The 16648-nt window shown below is 39.7% G+C and carries 16 protein-coding genes; 10 read left to right on the plus strand and 6 right to left on the minus strand.

The window, feature by feature from the left end; genetic code table 11:
- Window positions 1–22: 22 nt before the first annotated feature.
- Window positions 23–658 carry a DUF2238 domain-containing protein gene (locus ABLB98_RS04275; protein ID WP_005157906.1) on the minus strand — a complete coding sequence of 212 codons (636 nt, stop codon included), beginning with the start codon at window positions 656–658 and terminating at the stop codon, window positions 23–25.
- A gap of 41 nt (window positions 659–699) precedes the next feature.
- A complete protein-coding gene (locus ABLB98_RS04280) occupies window positions 700–1047 on the minus strand; it encodes a hypothetical protein (RefSeq protein ID WP_005157904.1) in 348 nt (115 codons plus the stop codon).
- Between the two features lie 190 nt (window positions 1048–1237).
- Between ABLB98_RS04280 and ABLB98_RS04285 the strand changes: the two genes are divergently transcribed.
- The gene (locus tag ABLB98_RS04285; protein ID WP_348882904.1) at window positions 1238–1633 is read left to right on the plus strand and encodes a hypothetical protein; all 396 of its coding nucleotides are present in this window, start codon (window positions 1238–1240) and stop codon (window positions 1631–1633) included.
- Here the strand turns inward: ABLB98_RS04285 and rsmD are convergent.
- Window positions 1630–2178, minus strand: a complete 549-nt coding sequence (gene rsmD, locus ABLB98_RS04290) for a 16S rRNA (guanine(966)-N(2))-methyltransferase RsmD (protein WP_249570268.1) — start codon at window positions 2176–2178, stop codon at window positions 1630–1632. The genes ABLB98_RS04285 and rsmD overlap by 4 nt on opposite strands.
- Window positions 2178–4175: a penicillin-binding protein 2 gene (mrdA, locus tag ABLB98_RS04295; protein ID WP_348882903.1), complete on the minus strand. Its 1998-nt coding sequence runs from the start codon at window positions 4173–4175 to the stop codon at window positions 2178–2180. The genes rsmD and mrdA overlap by 1 nt, the downstream gene beginning before the upstream one ends.
- Before the next feature lie 241 nt (window positions 4176–4416).
- Between mrdA and ABLB98_RS04300 the strand changes: the two genes are divergently transcribed.
- The 9 genes from ABLB98_RS04300 to ABLB98_RS04340 all read left to right on the plus strand — a co-directional run bounded on the left by ABLB98_RS04300 (window position 4417) and on the right by ABLB98_RS04340 (window position 15160).
- Window positions 4417–4950 carry a hypothetical protein gene (locus ABLB98_RS04300; RefSeq protein WP_348882902.1) on the plus strand — a complete coding sequence of 178 codons (534 nt, stop codon included), beginning with the start codon at window positions 4417–4419 and terminating at the stop codon, window positions 4948–4950.
- Window positions 4951–5001: 51 nt separating this feature from the next.
- Entirely contained in the window at window positions 5002–6315 is a 1314-nt protein-coding gene (locus ABLB98_RS04305) for a hypothetical protein (protein ID WP_005157894.1), read from the plus strand.
- A gap of 83 nt (window positions 6316–6398) precedes the next feature.
- The gene (gene adk, locus ABLB98_RS04310; protein WP_087536237.1) at window positions 6399–7052 is read left to right on the plus strand and encodes an adenylate kinase; all 654 of its coding nucleotides are present in this window, start codon (window positions 6399–6401) and stop codon (window positions 7050–7052) included.
- Window positions 7053–7236: 184 nt separating this feature from the next.
- Window positions 7237–8568, plus strand: a complete 1332-nt coding sequence (locus ABLB98_RS04315) for an SWIM zinc finger family protein (protein WP_348882900.1) — start codon at window positions 7237–7239, stop codon at window positions 8566–8568.
- Window positions 8559–10196, plus strand: a complete 1638-nt coding sequence (locus ABLB98_RS04320) for a hypothetical protein (RefSeq protein ID WP_348882899.1) — start codon at window positions 8559–8561, stop codon at window positions 10194–10196. The genes ABLB98_RS04315 and ABLB98_RS04320 overlap by 10 nt, the downstream gene beginning before the upstream one ends.
- A gap of 32 nt (window positions 10197–10228) precedes the next feature.
- Entirely contained in the window at window positions 10229–11311 is a 1083-nt protein-coding gene (locus tag ABLB98_RS04325; RefSeq protein WP_348882898.1) for an AAA family ATPase, read from the plus strand.
- 74 nt (window positions 11312–11385) lie between these two features.
- The gene (locus ABLB98_RS04330) at window positions 11386–13725 is read left to right on the plus strand and encodes a DUF5682 family protein (RefSeq protein WP_348882897.1); all 2340 of its coding nucleotides are present in this window, start codon (window positions 11386–11388) and stop codon (window positions 13723–13725) included.
- Window positions 13726–13728: 3 nt separating this feature from the next.
- Entirely contained in the window at window positions 13729–14913 is a 1185-nt protein-coding gene (locus tag ABLB98_RS04335; RefSeq protein ID WP_348882896.1) for a VWA domain-containing protein, read from the plus strand.
- A gap of 64 nt (window positions 14914–14977) precedes the next feature.
- Complete coding sequence (locus ABLB98_RS04340) at window positions 14978–15160, plus strand: hypothetical protein (protein WP_348882928.1); 183 nt, start codon at window positions 14978–14980, stop codon at window positions 15158–15160.
- Here the strand turns inward: ABLB98_RS04340 and nth are convergent.
- Both nth and ABLB98_RS04350 read right to left on the minus strand, forming a co-directional pair.
- Window positions 15157–15843 (minus strand): endonuclease III, encoded by a 687-nt coding sequence (gene nth, locus ABLB98_RS04345; protein WP_087543785.1) that lies wholly within the window; start codon window positions 15841–15843, stop codon window positions 15157–15159. The two genes, ABLB98_RS04340 and nth, sit on opposite strands and share 4 nt — an antisense overlap.
- Entirely contained in the window at window positions 15844–16644 is an 801-nt protein-coding gene (locus ABLB98_RS04350) for an RnfABCDGE type electron transport complex subunit B (RefSeq protein ID WP_256414689.1), read from the minus strand. It lies immediately after the preceding gene.
- Between the last annotated feature and the right edge of the window lie 4 nt (window positions 16645–16648).

A 16648-nucleotide genomic window follows, 5' to 3' on the forward strand; every position in this document is an offset into this window, starting at 1 on the left:
CTGATCAAAGAAAAGCACCTGTTTAAGGTGCTTTTCTTTTGCTTTTGCCTAAATAGAGCAGCCCTGTAAAGATTGATCCGATTGTGGCCAGAAACATATCCTTGTGTGCATCCCACATATCTCCCTGCTGTCCATTATAGTTTTCTGCATCTTCAGGCGATAAACCAATGGATAGTCCCCATTCGAGCAACTCATAGAGCATACTGGAAGCCATCACAAACTGGATCACCAGCAGGAACAAAGTCAATGGTTTTGCGGTAGGAAACCAGACCTGAAAACAACGGAGAAAAAATGGGTAAAGCAATAATCCATAAGCAAAATGCACCAGTCGATCATACATGTTGCGAGACCAGCCCATCACCTGATTCAGGTCAAAATGAAATAGGGACTTTAACCATTCATTGTAAGGCACATAGGAGTACAAATAATGTGCCGCAACAATATGGATGAAAAGGAAAAGTAGGTACAAGCAAAAACTGGAAAAATTGATGCCTATTTTTTTCATGCTGATGATCAGCACAACCAGCATAAACACGGTGCCCACCTGATGCAGGAGATAGGACTCAAGCTCAAGCGGCTGTATGCTGGCAATTGCCACGGCAAGGGCGATGACCCCAAGCGCAATATAATGTTTTAAACCAAGTTGTTTTTCAATCATGCTGCATCCGAGAAGAAAAAATCATCAGGCAGGTTGATTTATCATTGTTCGGTTGAAACTGGTATTAAAGGTGACGCTGCAACCCCACCAAGCGCCTGACAAGCCTGTAGATAGAGCTGGTACTTTTGTTGTACAACTTCATCGAGTGGAATGTCAAACAGGTCCTCACCATTTTTATACTGTTCAATATAGGTGCTGGCTTTGTCCTTGTTTGCGGCAAGGGTCTGTTGATAAAAATTGGTAATGGAAGAAGTGGCAAGCTGGCTGGTCTCCACGTTGCTACACTGGAAACGCTGTAAAATTTTTTCAGCACGTTTGACTTCACTTGATTGTCCAAATACACATCCTGTTAATTGGGCAATCACAATCAGCACGCATAAGATCTTCATGATATTTAGAATAAAAATTTTTAAAGATTGTTATTGTATATAGAATTTATTCTGTAAATAAATTAATTATGTCTAATATAAGCAATTAAATGAATTAAATAGTTTGGCATAAAATCCAGTTTTGAGATGAAGCGCATATTTTTTTCTATATATTTGATTTTAATCATGTAATATAATTGGGAAAACAAAAATGAAAAATTTATCCTATTTTATCTTATTTTTCTCCTGTGCCTGTCATGCAGGGGATTATAATTTTTTTACAGAGGTCAATGATGATACTGAAGAAACGTTTGACTCTGCCTATCCACAGCAAGAGAAAACAGATTATTCAATCTTGCATAATCTGTTTTTCCAAGATGATCGTTGGCGTGTTTATAACTATACCGCTTACCAAACCAATCAATTTAATCAAAAGATGTTAACAGGAGATACGAGCAATCTCTCTTTAGATGATTTTTCGATTTCATTTGGATACGGTATGGTGTATCAATTGAATAAAAATAATCGGATTGGTTATGAATATCTTTCCAGTTTTCCATTTGATCGGGGCCAATTAATTCGATTATTTTGGTTGCGCATTTTTTAAGATTTTTTCTGGTACAAACCCGCTCTGACAATTCCTGCTTTGGTTTCTTTAATTTTTTGCCAACTAGATGGAAGTTTTAATTGAGATAATTCTCGATCTGCCTCTACATAAATAAAGGCATTTTCCGTAATAATAGGATCAGCTAATTTAGCAAGTTCTTCCCATAATTCTAGGTCGTAGGGGGGGTCTAAAAAAACAACCTCAAAATGAGTATTTAATTGCTTTAATGCTTGCTGTGCAGTGAGTGTTAGTAGCTGACAATTTTCTGCTTTTAGCAATTGAATGTTTTCTTTTAAAAAGCGAGCTTGAATCGGGTTGGGTTCGATCATGACGACTTTTGCAGCGCCGCGTGATAAAGCTTCAAAAGCCAGCGCACCAGAGCCGCTACATAAATCTAAAACTTGTGAATTTTGTATATCCCACATGAGCCAATTAAATAATGTTTCTCTTACTCGATCTGGTGTCGGACGTAAACCTTCAATGCTAGCGAATGGTAGCGTTCTACGTTTCCAATCACCACCGATGATACGTAATTGATTTTTCATTACTCAGTGACTCCATCATTAGAATGAGAAGCAGCAGTAGTTGTAACTGAACTTGCTGCTGATGTTGATGCAGGTGAATCAGAACTACTTGGTAGTTCACCGGGCTTAATACCAGCAGTCATTAAACCGCCACTCACTTGATGGTTGGCTGGACGAATAGGATTATTTTTACGAGTGACTAGCCAGTAATCAAAGACTGGACGTGCAAGTTGAGCTGCCGATCCGCCATGTTTACCATTTTCCCAAACGACAGCAATTGCGATTTGAGGATTATCCGCTGGTGCAAAGCCAACAAATAAACCGTGGTCCCATTGTCGGGAGGAAAGAGCGGCTTCATTATAACGTTTACCCTGAGCAATACTTTTGACCTGAGCTGTACCTGTTTTACCCGCAATAGAATATTGTAATCCGCCCTTAATGCCACGCCCCGTTCCAGATTGAATCACGTCTATCATGGCTGCATGCATGTTAAGCCAATCTTGCTCTGTACCATTAAATTGAATTTTACCGTCAGGAGCATTGTGCACAGAATATTTTTTTGCGCCTTTATTATCACGTAAAACGTGAGGTGTAACGTGAGAGCCTTTGTTCGCAGTAATTGCTACAGCCATCGCAAGTTGTAATGGGGTAGCAGTAAATGCGCCTTGTCCAATACTCACAGAAATCGTTTCACCTTTTAACCATTTCGATTTGCGTGTACGCATTTTCCAGTCTGGACTTGGATATAAACCTGTGCTTTCACTTGGTAAATCTACACCTGTTTTTGCGCCAAAGCCAAATTGTCGCATCCAGTCATTCATTTTTTCGATACCCATACGATAAGACAGGATATAAAAATAGGTATCACAGGATACAACTTCAGCTTTATGTAAATTTACAGCACCATGACCTGTCTTTTTATGATCACGGAAGCGGTGGCTATCTCCTGGTAAATTAAAATAACCAGGATCAGAAATTGCTGTGCCCCAATCGACAAGTCCGTAATGAATTCCGCCAAGTCCGAACATCGGTTTAATAGTCGAACCCGGTGGATAAACGCCTTGTACGGCACGGTTATAAAGTGGTTGGTCTAAGTTGTCACGTAAACCACTATAATCTTTTGAACTGATGCCTGTAACAAATAAATTTGGATTAAAACTTGGGCTAGATACCAGTGCTAAAATTTCTCCAGTTCGAGGATCCATGGCTACAATTGCACCACGACGATCTGCCAACTGTTGAGCTGCAATGGTTTGAAGACCATAATCTATCGATAAATAAAGGTCATTTCCGCGCGTTGGGTTTTGACGACCTAAATGACGGAGTACATTACCATGTGCATCGGCTTCAACGGATTCATAACCTGGTGTTCCATGTAATAACTCTTCATAGCTTTTTTCTGCACCAATTTTTCCAATCAGGTTGGTACCTGCATATAAATCTTTATCAATAGATTTTAATTCTTTGTCATTAATTCGCCCCACATAACCGATCACATGGGCAAACAATTCGCCATGAGGATAGTAACGTGTCATTTGTGTTTCAATTTTCACACCCGGGAAGTCGTATTTAACTTCGCTGAATTTCGCAATATCTGCCTCAGTCAGATTTAACTTGATGGTAATTCTTTCCGTTTTACGTGCAGTTTTTACGCGACTTTTAAAACGATCGACATCTTCTTGGGTTAAGCTCAGTACTGGAATTAAACGTGCAATGGTTCCATCAATATCTGTGACATCTGTACGACTGAGTGTTGCTGTAAAAACAGGATAATTATCCGCTAAGAGTACGCCATTGCGATCATAAATATAACCACGTGCGGGTGGAAGAGGCTGTAAACGAATTCGGTTTTTATCAGAGGCTGTTGTAAAGTCGTCGTAATGAATAATCTGTAAATATGCATAACGGCAAATTAATAAAAGTAGAAAAGTAGCGACGATAAATATAGCAAAGAAGATTCGACCCTTGTAAATGCGCTTTTCTTGTTGCATGTTTTTTAAAGGAAAGTGCTGTTTCATAGGGTGTCGACTTAAATTACAAGGGAGAAAATATAAAAGGCGGGCTATTTTAACGTAAGTTGCATGATCATACTGTAGTATTTTCAGTACATCATCTGAATGATGATGCGACAGTTTTTGACTTTGCAGACATTAAAATTGTAGGGACTTGTATATTAGATGCAAAATAATTCTGTTAAAGTCTGAAGCTGTTTGAAATAGGATTGTCCAAGATACACTCTTAGGGAAAATGGAGAAAATAATGAAAAAATCTTACCTTTTACTAGCGGTTTTAGCATTCAACGGCGTTGTCCATGCTGAAGAAAATCCATATATGCCTGAAGCAAAATTAAAAGGGGCAAAAGACGTAGCAACTTGGAATATTGGTGCTGGTTTTACTAAAAAATTACTACATGCCAATCTTGAATGGGTAAATCCATACGGTATTGCTTATGCAAAAGTAGGCGCTTTTTTAAATGATGATAATGAACCTGGTGCGCAAATTGGCTTTCGTTATCCATATTATTTAACAGGTACAGATAAAAATGGTTATTACCTTGGTCTTTATGCTGGTCATTTAGATAGTAAAAACTATGGCGGTAAACAAAAAGGGAATTTAGGTGTTGGTACTGATTTAGCATTTGTTTGGTTGAATAGTGATCGAATTAGTACGTTTAGTGTGGGAGCGGGACTGCGTGACAAGATAGAAGATGGAAATGGGAATACTGTTAAAAAAGTAGAGCCCCTTTTTCAGATTTCTTACACGTTAAGTTTTGGCTTATATGGGCGTGACTGATTGTTCATTCTTTTATAAGTCTTAATGTATCAATAATTCTGAGAGTCATGCATGTTTGATTACGTCAATGAATTGTGGCAGATTTTTTTAAATCGGCCTGACCATCTGGCGGTCCTAAGTATTATTCCAGTGACAGCCCTAGTAACATGGGCTCATGTATGGATGGCTTTAAAAATGGTGTTTTACCCAATTAATTTTTGGGGATTCCATTTAGGACCATTACCTGTAGGTTGGCAGGGGATTGTGCCGCGTAAAGCAGGGCGTATTTCGGGCATCATTACCGATAATACATTATCTAAGTTGGGTTCATTGCGTGAGTTTTTAGAGGCAATGGATCCAGAAGATATGGCAATGATCATTGGTGAGCAAGTTGGTTTTGAGCTTGAACACTTAATTGATGAAGTCATGGTTGATCGTAATGCTGTGTTGTGGGAGAACTTACCATACTCGATTAAACGTCGAATTTATGCGCAAGCCCATAAACAGTTACCAAATACATTAAAAGAACTTGTGACTGAGCTGACCATGAACGTCGAGTCACTTGTGGACATGCGGGAAATGGTGGTCAGCCAAATGGAAGGTGATCGCCGTTTAATGGTACGTATGTTCCTTAAAGTTGGTCAGAAAGAAATTAATTTTATTTGGCATATCAGTGCGTTAATTGGAATGTTCTTTGGGATTTTCCAAATGATCGTTTGGTTTGTGGTACCGTGGCATTGGACCGTTCCTTTTTGGGCATCAATCTGGGGCTTTTTAACCAACTGGATTGCGATTTGGATGGTATTTAACCCAATTGAACCGCATTATATCCGTTACCCACAGATTTTCCGTTTGACCAAAGACCGTAAGTTTCCATGGATCGTTCCTGTGCTAAGGATTGGTACATATAACGTTCAAGGTGCATTTATGAAACGCCAAGAGGAAGTTTCAGATGTATTTGCAAGCGTGGTAACTGAAGATTTAATTACTCTGAAATCCATCATGACTGAAATGATGTATGGTAGTAAAAAAGATAAAACTCGTCGGATTGTCAAGCGCCATATTAATGAAATTATGGAAACTCCATTGGTCAGAACTTCACTGCAGCTTTCATTAGGGCCAAGAGAATATGCTAGACTCAAGACCGACTTGATTGATCGCTCAATTGAAATTACTATGGGTCCAGTATGTGACCCAGCTCTGAATGCAAGTCGTGCGCAGAAGATCTTTCAAATGTTTAGAGACCGCATCCGTGAACTAACACCGAAAGAGTTCCAGAATTTATTGCGACCTGCGTTCCAAGAAGATGAGTGGATCCTAATTGTATTGGGTGGTGTGACTGGTTTTTTTGCAGGTTTAATCCACTTATTTGTTGCTTTCTTATAATTAATTTGATGTTGGTTGAGCAATAAATCTGTATCATATTGCTCAATTTAAGATTTATTGTTTTTAAATGAGGATGTTCTTTTATGCGCATTATTTTACTCGGACCACCTGGGGCAGGTAAAGGTACTCAAGCTCAGTTGATCTGTAAGCGCTACAATATCCCACAAATTTCAACCGGTGATATGCTCCGTGCTGCAATTCGTGAAGGAACTGAACTAGGTCTTAAAGCGAAAAGTGTTATGGAGTCTGGTGGTTTAGTATCAGACGAACTCATTATTGGTTTGGTTCAAGAGCGTATTGCTCAACCAGATTGTGTGAACGGTTGTATTTTTGACGGTTTCCCACGTACGATTCCACAAGCTGAAGCTTTGGAAACTGCGGGTATTTCAATTGATCATGTGATTGAAATTGATGTTCCTGATGAAGAGATTGTTCAACGTCTTTCAGGTCGTCGTCAGCACCCAGCTTCTGGTCGTGTTTATCACCTTGTTTATAATCCACCTAAAGTAGAAGGTAAGGATGATGAAACTGGCGAAGACTTGGTACAACGTCCAGATGATCAAGAAGAAACGATTCGTAAGCGTTTAGGTTCATATCATAGTGAAACTGAACAATTAGTAGGTTTTTATCAAGGTCGTGCTGCTTCAGGTGAAGATGCACCAACTTATAATAAATTGAATGGCTTACGTGCAATCGAAGAAGTTCAAAAAGAATTATTTGCTATTTTAGATAAATAATTTAGTTTTGATAGAACTGTCTTATGTAGCCATAAGACAGTTTTTTTATACCTATAATTATCTACGACATAAAATGTCGCTATGTCAGATTAAATGATATAAAAACTAAACAAAAAACGTTATATTCCATTCAAGCGTACAATTTAAAAATACTGAAACTTAGAATTATTTTAAAGGGTTAACTATGTTGCTGACGATTCAATCTGATCAAGTCGAGCAAATTATTCCAGATGCAAGTTCGGCAAAATCAGCCAAGAAACTCGCAAAATTTGAGGCATGGAACAATATCTCGGGTTCGACTGATCAGTGGATTTGGGGAGAAATTCAGGGCAGTGCGATTTATCAAAGCGCAGTATTTTTACCTGAACTTAAATGCGAATGTAGTTGTCCAAGTTTTAAACGACCTTGTAAACATGCTTTAGCATTATTGTTTGTCTATACCGAGTATCAAGATAAATTTACTGTGCAATCAGATGAACAAGGCATACCTGATCGAGTACAAAAATGGCGAGATAAAAAAACTAAAACACTTGAGAAGAAAGAAAACAAGATTGATAAACCGATTGATGAAGAAGCACGTGCGAAACGCCAATTGGCACGTGAGAAAAAAATGGATGCAGGCATTGAGGCATTACAAACATGGTTGAATGATATTGTCACGATGGGACTTGGGAGATTACGTCAGCAACAACATGAAAAGTTCCGCGATATTCAAAGTCGTTTGGTCGATGCTCAAGTTGCAGGTTTAGTTAGTTATTTAGATGAGTTTTCGAGTGCGCTATATCAAAGTAATTGGCAAATGCAGAGTTCATTTTGGATAGCTAAATTACAAACAGCCGTTCATTTATGGCAAAACCGTCAACAGCTCAAACCAGAACTATATGAAGAATTAAAACAGCTTTTTGGTGTGAATTTACCAACTGATGCGTGGGATAACATATCCGCTCAGATACTTCATATTTATGCCTTAGGACAAGTAACTCAGGAGTTGGTCAATACCCGTGGACGTTATCGTCGTCAATGGCTGTGGGATAGTCAAAATTTACGCGACTATTTGCTATTAGATTTTGAAATTCCACCTTATTCGAACTTTGGCTTAACGTTGCCTTTCCAAAAACAACTGGCTCTAAATGCCAAACTTTATCCAGTGGTAAGCCAACAACGTCTTCGTTTAGAAGATAATTTAATGTCATTCAATGATTTGAGCCTAACGCTGGTTGCGCCAAAAGGCTTTGAAAATTTTGATCAAGCATTTACTCAGTATGCGAATGGATTAAAACAATATCCTTTGCAGCTAGTACGCTTTTTCTGGCTAGAGCAATTGCGTTTGGTCAAGCAGGATAAAGTAATTTATTTGGTCGATCAGGATCAAAAAATGTGTGAAATTGAGATTAAACAATTTGTTGAGTTATGGTTTTTAGTGGGGAATGAGCCATTTAGTGCAGGCGTTGAATGGAATGGATTGCAACTTAAACTGGTGAGTATTTGGCAAGGAGGGCACTTTGAATGTCTTTAAGCACATCATACAGTGAGTTTAATCAGCAGTTATTACTCAAATTGACGCTAGGGCAGCAGTTTAAACAGACTGTAAAAGTACCGAATGAATTGCAAGTCTATGCACCTAAACAGATTGATTCAGCTCAAGATTTATTAGTCTTGAATCAATATTGGGTGCTCATGCAACAAGCAGGTTATCAAGCACAAGGTGTACCTGAAACCTTACAAAAGAATATTGCTGAGATTGATCAGATAGAAAATGAAAAGCAATTGGATAATCAACTTGTGCAAATTTTGAAATGGGTTGTTGCACAAGAGTCGCCATTTTTATATCAAGATTGGGTTATTCAAATTTTCAAACTTGCTCAACTACAGCAGCGAGTGATTCCTCGTTATTTGGTGTTGAAAGTTCTACCACTGTGTCGAAACCCAGTGTTATTGGCATCAGTCTTACCTGAGTTTGCATTTCAGGGCGATGTGACAACGCGTTTGGATGATGCAAAAAGGGTGTGGAAATATGTGAAACAACAAGACGCAGCACCATTGATCCGTCAATTACAGAAATCAAAAAGTAGCGAATGGTCTTTGTTGATGAGCCAGTTATGCGGTCAATTGCCGAACTTTATTCATCAACATATAGCAGAGTTTTGGTCACAATCGATTCAGAGAAATCATTTGCAAAGTCATGCTGAAAGTCTTGTGATGTATAACATGCCCGTGACTCAATTTGAAGCTTTGTACCAGCATGTAAAAACATTAGAACCACAGAATGCAGCGACAGTAAGTAGTAATGCTGCATTAGCTTTCTATTTATATTATCAAGATAATGCACTGTACAACGAAGTTATGGCGTTAATGCGTGCATGTTTGAGTTACGATGCTCAAGCTGAAAAAGTTAAATTCAACATTAACTTAGACCAAGATGATGCACTCAATGATTATGGCTTTTTTGATCGAGAAGCTAATTTGGTTGAAAGTCGTAAAAGTTTAAAAATAGCTTACCAAAGTGCTCAAGTCGAGCAAGCTTATCAGGCATTTTGTGCAAGTTCACAGGGCGTACTTTATCTCAAAAGAATTTTAATCCAATTGCCACTTGCGTATTGGTTAGAATTATTTGGTACTTGGGATCATTTACTTTCATTGCATTCACAGCAAAAAGATTCACTTTGGAGTGCGTTTATTGTGTGTTGTTATCGAGAGCAACGACATGATTTAGCTTTATGGTTTTACCAACATCAAGTCAAATGGTGTGAAGCTGTAACGGCATCAAGTGGGAACATGTTTGAACGTGAGTTATTCTTTACTTTGCTAGACCAAGAACCAGCAACTGGATTGTTATTAAAGCAACTTGAATCCCATTACCAAAATCAAGATTTAGAACATTTTTGGTTGTTGTTTCAGCGTGCTAAGGCGCTGCATGATGTTCAAAATATCTCAGAAATGGCAGTCGTATTATTACAACATGCATATGCGAACTTAGATTTGCAGCAGGATCAGAAGAAATTTGCATTATTAAAAGAGCAGGCTCAATGGTTGATTTTGCAAGCTTATCCAATCGACATCAGTAGTTTACAAGCTCTTTTTTCTATTTCTGAATGGAAACAGCTCATTCAATTGAATCAGTACAAACAAAAACTTATTGCTTAATGATCAAGAAATCATAAATTAGGATAATCAACATGTCTCAACAAGTTTTACGTGCGCGTGCAGAACAACAGTTTTCCCATGAATTAGATGCATTAAAAGCACATGATCGTTTAGCTAAACCTCCTCAATGGCAGCTTTCACCAAAAGCAGTGGTTGACTATTTATTAGGAACAACTCTAGCTGATGGCACAGAGATTTCACCAAAATATATTGGTAATCGCCGTTTGATGGAAATTGCTGTCGCAACGTTGGCGACTGATCGTGCCTTATTACTATTAGGGGTGCCAGGGACAGCAAAATCATGGGTATCTGAACATTTGGCCGCTGCGATTTCAGGTAATAGTGCCTTATTGATTCAAGGTACGGCGGGAACCAGTGAAGATACCTTACGTTATAGTTGGAATTATGCCCAATTATTATCCAAAGGCCCAAGTGAAGATGCTTTGGTGAAAAGTCCGATGTTACGTGCAATGCAAGAAGGTAAGATCGCGCGTGTGGAGGAACTGACACGTATTCCTGCCGATGTCCAAGATACGCTGATTACCTTACTTTCAGAGAAAAATTTGCCTGTTCCTGAGTTGGGAATTGAGTATCAAGCCGTACAAGGTTTTAGTGTGATTGCCACCGCCAATAACCGTGATAAAGGGGTGAATGAACTATCCTCTGCGTTAAAGCGTCGTTTTAATACGGTGATTTTACCGCCGCCTGCTACCATTGCTGAGGAAGTGGAAATCGTACAAAAACGCGTTCAATCTTTAGGCAAGAGTTTACAACTACCTGAGATTCAGCCTTTGGATGCTCAAATTCAAAAACTGGTGACGATTTTTAGAGAGCTGCGTTATGGGCAAACCTTAGATGGCAAGCAAAAACTCAAAACCACCACGGGAACTTTATCAACGGCTGAAGCCATTTCAGTGATGAGTCATGGTTGGGTGATGGCAGGGCATTTTGGTTCGGGCAATCTCACTGATCATGAGTTGGCGGCAGGTCTGCAAGGTGCAGTATTAAAAGATCCTGTGCAAGATATCGTACCTTGGAAAGAATATGTTGAAACGGTGATTAAACAACGTGAGGGTTGGCAAAACCTGTATCGTGCTTGTCGTGATTTAGAATAAAACCAAATAATAAAAACCTCATCCCAATCTTCTCCTTGAAAGGGAGAAGCTGTGATCGGAATAAAGGATAAAAAATGCTGCATATTCTCGGTATTCGTCATCATGGGCCTGGTTCGGCGCGTAGTGTCTGTAATGCTTTGGCTTCGATTCAACCTGATTGTATTTTGATTGAAGGGCCACCTGATGCCAATGCAATCATTGCTCAATTGCAACATGCAGATTTTAAGCCGCCTGTGGCGTTGTTGTTGAATACCCCTATACAAAAAGAAGTGCGATCACAGGCAGTGTTCTATCCTTTTGCTGAATTTTCGCCTGAGTGGCAAGCTTTGCAATATGCGTTGCGTCAGCAAATTGCAGTAGAGTTTATGGATCTGCCTTTGCAACATCGTTTTGCGTTGGAAAAACAATGGGCAGAGCAACGTTTACAGCAAGCTTCAGCAGACGATCAAGAGATTGAGTCTAATCAGCAAGGTGATGTTGAGCCAGAACAGAATTTGGAACAGCATTATCTTTCGATTCGCCGAGATCCAATTCAATTGCTGGCAGAGCAGGCAGGCTATCAAGACAGCGAACGTTTTTGGGAGCATTTGGTCGAGCAGCAGCCACACGCTGGACAAATGTTTGCCGCAATTAGCGATGCCATGTCAGCTTTACGTGATTATTTGATAAGCCAGCAACCTGAAAATTATAGTAGTGAAGACCAACTGCTAGAGCAGTATCGCGAAGCCTACATGCGCAAAGTGATCAAGCAGGCACAAAAGCAAGGCTACCAAAATATTGTGGTGATTTGTGGTGCATGGCATGCACCTGTATTGGCGGATTTAAAAGCGCAAAATAAAGAAGATACCGCCTTGCTCAAAGGCTTACCTAAAGTCAAAGTTGATGCTGCATGGATTGCATGGACACATGGGCGTTTGAGCAGGGACAATGGCTATGGTGCAGGTGTACAAGCGGTTGGATGGTATACCCATCTTTGGAAGCATTACCAACAAGCCTTAGATGCAGAGGCAGATGGCGAAAAAATTACGATTGATTGGTTAAGTAAATTTGCTCAAGCCTTACGCCAAGCAGGTCATGATGCCTCTAGTGCTCAGATTATTGATGCGGTACAACTGATTCAATCTTTATTGCAATTACGTGGACGCCGTATTCCTGATTTGGAAGATTTATTTGAGGCAATTCGTTCGGTCTTAAATCACGGCTTAGATATTCCGCAACCGATTTTAGCTAAATTGCTTGAAGACGAGCAATTGGGGCAAGTGCCTGATGAGTTGATTGAGTTGCCCATTCAAAAAGACTTTTTACAGCAAGTGAAGCATTTTCGCCTGAAACTCGAAGCACCGCATCGTGACATTAGTCTGGATTTACGGGAAGCCTTCGACTTGGCAAAAAGTCAATTTTTACATTGCGTGAAATTACTGGGTCTCGCTTGGGCAGAGTTAGCTGGTGCAGGCTCAAAGCAAGGTAACTTTAAAGAAGTTTGGCAGTTGTCTTGGCAGCCTGAAACTAGTTTATATCTGAATGAAATGTCGTTGTGGGGAAATAGCATTCAGCTTGCCACACAAAGTTATGTCGAACATCAGATTAGACAATGTGAAGATGTGGCGCAAATTGCGCAACTGATCGAGAGCATTTTATTGTCTGGTTTGGATCAAAGCCTAAATTTGGCTTTGGATAAATTGAATGAGCTCACCACTCAGCATCAAGACCCAAGCATTATTTTGGCAACATTAAAGCCGCTTATTACGGCAATTCGTTATGGCAGTGTGCGCCAATTTTCAATGCAACATTTACATCAAGTGGTAGAACATTTAGCGATTCGTTTGATGTTGAGTTTGCCAAGTTATTGTGTACAACTGAATGCCGAAATGGCTCAGCAATTTGCCCAACAACTACAAACTTTATATGAGCTTTTAGAACAATTACAACAAGATGAATTGTTACGGCTCTGGCAAGAGACCTTACATCAGTTATTGCAGTTGGAACATATGCAAGGTTATTTGCATGGTTGTTGTGTGCGTTTAGCTCGAGAACAGCAGTTGATCGATGTGGAGCAAACAGAGGGATTTCTATCTCGTGCTTTATCGCTTGGGCAGACGGCGGATTATAGTGCAGCTTGGTTTGAAGGTTTCTTGACCCATCAAGCTTTGTTATTGATTCATGAGCAAAGTCTTTGGGACACCGTGAGCCAATGGGTCAATCAATTACAAGAACAGCAATTCATTGAGTTATTGCCAATTTTGGCCAGAACAGCTTCAAGTTTTAGCCCTGCTGAAGCACAGCAATTAATTCAGAAAGTGACGCAGAAAGCGACCGCAGTCAAACAAGAGGTCGGTACTTTAGATATTACACGTGCTCAAACGGTATTAGATGAAATTTACGCGTATTTACAGCCTGTTGCTGTCGAGGTTTAAGTGATGAATATGAATGAAGAACTGATCACTTTAGAGCAACCTGATCTTGCGGAACAAGAACGACGTTGGCGATTAATTTTAGGGCAAGTCCCCAATTCGACCTCGCATTTACCGAATTGGTCGGTGCAAGATACCAAAATGCAAGAATGTCTGAATGAGCTTTATCAGGCACAACAGCCTAATCGCCGTGGTGGTTTGGGGCATTCTAGTCCTAGAGTGGCACAATGGTTAGGGGATATTCGCCATTATTTCCCATCTTCTGTGGTAAAAGTTATTCAGAAAGATGCTTTAGAGCGTTTGAATTTACAACAAATGTTGTTAGAGCCTGAATTGTTGGCAAGTGTAGAAGTCGATATTCATTTAGTTTCTACCTTAATTTCACTCAATCATTTGATGCCTGAAAAAACCAAAGAAACCGCGCGCATCGTGGTACGTCAGTTGGTAGAGCAACTTGAAAATCGTCTAAAGCAACCATTACAGCAAGCGATTCGAGGCAGTATTAATCGCTCAGCACATACACGCCGTCCTAAACGCATGCAAGACATTAATTGGCAGCGCACCATTCAGTCTAATTTGAAACATTGGCAGGAAGATTTTAAAACGATTATTCCACATGAGTTACATGGTCATCCACGTCAACAAACGGCTTTAAAAGACATTGTACTCTGTGTTGATCAGAGTGGTTCGATGGCACCTTCCGTGATTTATTCCAGTGTTTTTGCGGCAGTGATGGCAAGTATTCGTGCAGTCAGTACACAAATGATCGTGTTTGATACGGAGCTAGCCGATTTAACCCCTTTGCTCGAAGATCCTGTGGATGTGTTGTTCGGCACACAGTTGGGTGGGGGAACCGATATTGCGAAAGCAATTAAATACTGTCGTAGTAAAATCACTCGCCCAGAAGATACCATTTTTATTCTTATCAGTGATTTGTGTGAAGGTGGAGATGCTAAGCAAATGCTCAAGCAAGTGGCTGAAATGTTAGATAGTGGTGTGCAAGTGATTGCGCTACTGGCATTGTCTGATGAAGGTGCACCTTGGTACGATACTCAACATGCACAGATCTTTGCGGATATGGGGATTCCAACGTTTGCCTGCACACCTGATCAATTTCCAGAACTCATGGCGACGGCTATTGAAAAACGAGATATTCATGCATGGTATGCAACCCAGCAAAATCTGACATAATAGAACATGAAGATGAAGTTTCGGTATGCAAGTCGAAACGTGTGAGCTGATTGAGGATACTTCGTTGCTGAAAATTATGTTGATTGTGGTGGTAATTTTAAGTTTAGCTTTACTGTTGTTTTTATTGTATCAAAGTCAAAAAATGCTGCGCCATGTGCAGAAACAACAGGCTTTGGAAAATAAGAAAAATGGTCGAGAACGTCAGCTACATCCCAAATTACAGCAGCCTAAAAAACCTCAGGATTAACTGAGGTTTTTTGTTGGAATTGTTTTTACGGCTCCAAATTCAAAACGATCAGGCCAGTTGCAGACATCGGATACGATACATTCAGCACATTTAGGTTTACGTGCTATACAACAATAACGTCCATGCAAGATCAGCCAATGATGAGCATCAATAATAAACTCTTTAGGAATAACCTTAATTAATCGATCTTCGACTTCTAAAACATTTTTACCTACTGCCAAACCAGTACGATTGCCAACACGGAAAATATGGGTATCGACTGCCATAGTAGGGTGGCCAAAGGCGGTATTGAGCACGACGTTTGCCGTTTTACGCCCTACACCTGGTAAAGCTTCTAGTTCTTTTCGCGTTTCTGGAATTTGTCCTTGATATTGATCAACCAAAATCTGACAAGTTTTGATCACATTTTCAGCTTTAGCGTTATATAAGCCAATCGTCTTAATATATTCTTTTAAGCCATCAACACCAAGATTTAAAATAGCTTGTGCAGTATTGGCAACGGCATAGAGTTTATCAGTGGCTTTGTTGACACTGACATCGGTTGCTTGCGCAGAAAGCAAAACAGCAATCAGTAACTCAAAAGGAGAGTTATAGTTCAGCTCAGTTTGGGGATGTGGTCTTTGCGTACGTAAACGTTCAAAAAAAGTCTGAATTTGTTTTTTGGTCATATTTTTGACAGGCATTTAGATTCCCTGTAATTCATTTAAACGTTGTTGTAAATCAAGTAATTGTGTTTGCTTGGATTCATCTGCACGTACACTTAACTGCTTTTCTAACTTTTTGATTTGCGTTCTAATTTTCGCAAGTTCAATTGTCGTTTTTGCATCTAATGCAGGATTTTCTTTTGGTTTATCCATGAGTGTGATCAAGGGTACATTGTTAAGTGCTTGAGAAAATTGAGCAAAAAATTCGGTATCAATTTCAGCACGAACAATCGGTCCTTTACGACTCAAACGGCGTTTTTCTTCTCTTTGAATATGCGCATAGTAACGATGTCTTAGATCATCTTGTTCAAGAGTACGTTGTTGAACTGTAGGTAATGGATTGGAATCTTCGACCAGATCAATACAATCTACAGGACAGGGTGGAATACATAACTCACAACCTGTACATAGATCAGTCAAGATACTATGCATTAATTTTCCGCTACCGATAATGGCATCAACAGGGCAGGCACTAATACATTTAGTACACCCGATACATTCATCTTCACGAATTATCGCTTTCATTTGTTGCGGTCGACCATCTGCTTGAATATCCCAAACACTCGGTTCCGCAATCATTGTTGGTCTTTTTAATAATGCTGCAAGTGCATCTGCAACGGGTTGCCCACCAGGAACGCATTTGTTTGCATCTTCACCTTCCACGATCGACTTCGCATAAGGTAAACAACCATCACGATGTCCACATAAACCACATTGCGTTTGTGGTAAAAGTTGGTCTACTTGAACGATAAGAGAGAGTTGTTGTGCTGAAACTGACATGAAA

Origin of the sequence: Acinetobacter yuyunsongii (assembly GCF_041021915.1) — a bacterium.
Classification (GTDB): Bacteria; Pseudomonadota; Gammaproteobacteria; order Pseudomonadales; family Moraxellaceae; genus Acinetobacter.

Excerpts from the sequence above, each read along its gene's own strand:
- ABLB98_RS04275 (WP_005157906.1), bottom strand. The coding sequence starts at position 658 with ATGATTGAAAAACAACTTGGTTTAAAACATTATATTGCGCTTGGGGTC.
- ABLB98_RS04280 (WP_005157904.1), bottom strand. The coding sequence starts at position 1,047 with ATGAAGATCTTATGCGTGCTGATTGTGATTGCCCAATTAACAGGATGT.
- ABLB98_RS04285 (WP_348882904.1), top strand. The coding sequence starts at position 1,238 with ATGAAAAATTTATCCTATTTTATCTTATTTTTCTCCTGTGCCTGTCAT.
- rsmD (WP_249570268.1), bottom strand. The coding sequence starts at position 2,178 with ATGAAAAATCAATTACGTATCATCGGTGGTGATTGGAAACGTAGAACG.
- mrdA (WP_348882903.1), bottom strand. The coding sequence starts at position 4,175 with ATGAAACAGCACTTTCCTTTAAAAAACATGCAACAAGAAAAGCGCATT.
- ABLB98_RS04300 (WP_348882902.1), top strand. The coding sequence starts at position 4,417 with ATGAAAAAATCTTACCTTTTACTAGCGGTTTTAGCATTCAACGGCGTT.
- ABLB98_RS04305 (WP_005157894.1), top strand. The coding sequence starts at position 5,002 with ATGTTTGATTACGTCAATGAATTGTGGCAGATTTTTTTAAATCGGCCT.
- adk (WP_087536237.1), top strand. The coding sequence starts at position 6,399 with ATGCGCATTATTTTACTCGGACCACCTGGGGCAGGTAAAGGTACTCAA.
- ABLB98_RS04315 (WP_348882900.1), top strand. The coding sequence starts at position 7,237 with ATGTTGCTGACGATTCAATCTGATCAAGTCGAGCAAATTATTCCAGAT.
- ABLB98_RS04320 (WP_348882899.1), top strand. The coding sequence starts at position 8,559 with ATGTCTTTAAGCACATCATACAGTGAGTTTAATCAGCAGTTATTACTC.
- ABLB98_RS04325 (WP_348882898.1), top strand. The coding sequence starts at position 10,229 with ATGTCTCAACAAGTTTTACGTGCGCGTGCAGAACAACAGTTTTCCCAT.
- ABLB98_RS04330 (WP_348882897.1), top strand. The coding sequence starts at position 11,386 with ATGCTGCATATTCTCGGTATTCGTCATCATGGGCCTGGTTCGGCGCGT.
- ABLB98_RS04335 (WP_348882896.1), top strand. The coding sequence starts at position 13,729 with ATGAATATGAATGAAGAACTGATCACTTTAGAGCAACCTGATCTTGCG.
- nth (WP_087543785.1), bottom strand. The coding sequence starts at position 15,843 with ATGCCTGTCAAAAATATGACCAAAAAACAAATTCAGACTTTTTTTGAA.
- ABLB98_RS04350 (WP_256414689.1), bottom strand. The coding sequence starts at position 16,644 with ATGTCAGTTTCAGCACAACAACTCTCTCTTATCGTTCAAGTAGACCAA.